Below are 2,532 nucleotides of genomic sequence, written 5' to 3'. Positions count from 1 at the left end.
TACGCCGGGCAAGGACCACCGCCGAAGTAGGGGGCGCCGGTGCGGCCCCTGGTGCGCCCTTACAAAGACCGCCCCATCGCCGCCACACCGCTCGACCAGGAGGTCACCTGGGTTGAAGAGGGACGCAAATTCCGCGCCCAAATCTGGGACAACCCGGTGCTGCCTGGTGTGGTTCCCGGCCCTCAGCAGGCCACGTTCCGGGTCATCGCGATCTACGACCCGCGCTACGACTAACCCTGGCTACTGGCCACCGACCTGCCGTGGGCACCGCGGGAGGTCAGTGACCCTGTACCAGGATCGCCGGCCGATGGAGCAGCAGATCCCTTTGGCGGCCAAGCCCATGGTGGGCGCCCATCGCCGGTTCGTGTGGGCAGAAGAGAGCCGCCATCGGCTGCCAGAACCGGCCTTGCCGGCGGGTTCGATCCAGTGCTTCCCGGCCGCCACCTTGCCGGTGCGGCCCACCGGATTTTGGGACCGGCACCCAAAGCGTATCCCTGGGCACCTAAGCCGGGCGCTCTTGGGCCGGGTCTTTCCCAGTGCACCCCCTTTGCCCGAGCGAATGCGGAAAAAGCCTCGGCCACAGGCCATCTGCCCAAGGGGGCGGAGGCCCGTTGGCGCCAGGCGGCTCAGAAAACCGCCTGACTACGCCTCTGGGCCTCCTCAATCGTCTTGTCAAAGTGCCCCGGCCGTTTGGCCGGCTATGTGGCTTTGCCCTTCTGCCACTCATTTAGCGGAAACTAAAGTAGTTTATAAGCATCGCGGCGCATTGCCGTTCTACACCTCCTTCGCTTGCTCATCATGAAGGGGAATATAGCGGATGCCCATCTTTTGCAAAGCCAATAGCCAGAAAAAAAGGGGGATGTTGGGCAGGTAGCGTTTCCATAATCGGCGTGGCTCCTGCATCAACCGGAAGAACCACTCTAATCCCCTCTTTTGCATCCAACGGGGAGCCCGGCGTTTGATCCCAGCATGGAAATCAAAAGCCGCTCCCACACCGATCATCACCACATTTTGCAATCGGTCCGCATGCTCCGCCATCCACTGCTCCTGCTTGGGCGTGCTCAGCCCGATCCATACAATATCCGGCCGGGCTTGGTGAATCATTGCGACGACCTCGGCATCTTCCTGGGGGGTTAAGGGTCGAAAGGGAGGGGAATAGGTCCCGACAATGTTGAGGCCGGGAAAGCGGTTCCGCAACCGATGAGCCAATAACTCGGGCACACCAGGGGCTCCACCGTAAAGGAAATGCCGGCACCCCGTTTTCACCGAACGCTCACAAAGAGCCATCATCAAATCGGGCCCGTACACCCGCTCCACCCATTTATATCCCAGCCAATGCATCGCCCAAACCACCGCCATCCCATCCGGCACCACCATATCCGCCCGGTTGTAGACAAGCCGGATGGACTCGTGACGCTGGCTCTCCATCAGGCCATGCAGTTCTGTGACGCATACGTAACGGGTTTCATCCTTGGTTTGTATCCAGCGTTCAATGGTTTGGATTGCCGTCTCCATGGTCACGGCGCTGATGCCTACCCCTAAGACGTTGACTTTTTCGGGCAACTGGGTGCTCATCCTATTCCCCTCAAGCCTCAAATTGGCAAGGGCTTTGGGCTTTCTCAAAGGGTTTCCCTCGCCAGTTTATATATGTTCATCAAAATCTCGTAGTTGCGTTCGGCCGTGTACTTCGCTTCATACTCCCGCCGGGCCTCCCGGCCCATTTCCTCCATCTCCTTGGGGTGCGTCCAGGCCCAGGCCACCTTCTCCGCCAGGTCCTCGGGGTTTCCCGGCTCGAAGAGCAGCCCCGTGCGCCCGTCCTCCACGATCTCGGCCATCGCCCCCAGCCGGGAGGCGATCACCGGCAGCCCGCAGGCGAAGGCTTCGGCAATAACGATGGGAAAGTTCTCATAGCACACCGACGGGAAGACCAACACCCGGGCCTCCTGCATGAGTCGAAAAACTTCCTCTCGCGGCTTTCGGCCGAGCACTTCGACGTGGGTCCATCCTTCTCGAGCGATTTGAGCCTGCACTTCGCCCATCAGCGGCCCGTCACCCACGAGCTTCAGGGGCATGTCTTTCAACGTTTGCCACGTCCGCAGCAAGGTTCGAATGCCCTTCTCCGGAGAAAGTCGGCCTACAAAAAGGGCGAAGCCACCATGGTGAGCTCCCGTCTCCGGATCCGGGTGGACGAAGTTGGGCTTGACCACGATCTTCTCCGCCGCCAGCCCCCCCTCGATGAGCTTCCGCCGGGCGAACTCGGTGAGGGCCACATACACGTCCACCCGCTCCGTCCAGGTTCCCATCCAACGATGGACGGTGAGCATCCCGGCCACCACCGCCGTCTGGGCCCGGGAGCCACGCCAGCAGCCGTGGAACACCCCGGGCCAGGGAACGGGCCTTCCCAGACAGTCCTCGCACACCCGACCGTCCCGCATGAGGAGCGCGCCGGGGCAGACGAGCCGGTAGTTGTGCAGGGTCTGGACCACCGGCACGCCTTCCTCCTTGCAGGCGTAGTACGCCGCAGGCGAGATG

3 protein-coding genes are annotated in these 2,532 nt (G+C 61.9%); 1 reads left to right on the top strand and 2 read right to left on the bottom strand.

Features of this window, described 5'->3' with window-relative positions; all coding sequences use genetic code 11:
• Positions 1-39 precede the first annotated feature (39 nt).
• Positions 40-234, top strand: coding sequence for a hypothetical protein (locus tag G4O04_04565; protein ID HEY57795.1), 195 nt, complete (start codon positions 40-42; stop codon positions 232-234).
• Between the two features lie 540 nt (positions 235-774).
• Here the strand turns inward: G4O04_04565 and G4O04_04560 are convergent.
• Together G4O04_04560 and G4O04_04555 are read right to left on the bottom strand one after the other, a co-directional pair.
• Positions 775-1,575 carry a WecB/TagA/CpsF family glycosyltransferase gene (locus G4O04_04560; protein HEY57794.1) on the bottom strand — a complete coding sequence of 267 codons (801 nt, stop codon included), beginning with the start codon at positions 1,573-1,575 and terminating at the stop codon, positions 775-777.
• Positions 1,576-1,619: 44 nt separating this feature from the next.
• Positions 1,620-2,532 (bottom strand): glycosyltransferase family 4 protein (locus G4O04_04555; protein HEY57793.1); only part of this gene is annotated, 913 nt, incomplete at its 5' end.

The sequence above is a fragment of the Anaerolineae bacterium genome (assembly GCA_011176535.1).
Lineage (GTDB): Bacteria > Chloroflexota > Anaerolineae > Anaerolineales > DRMV01 > DUEP01.
The sequence above is the reverse complement of the archived record's forward strand: the minus strand, read 5'-3'. Positions and strand labels throughout refer to the sequence as shown.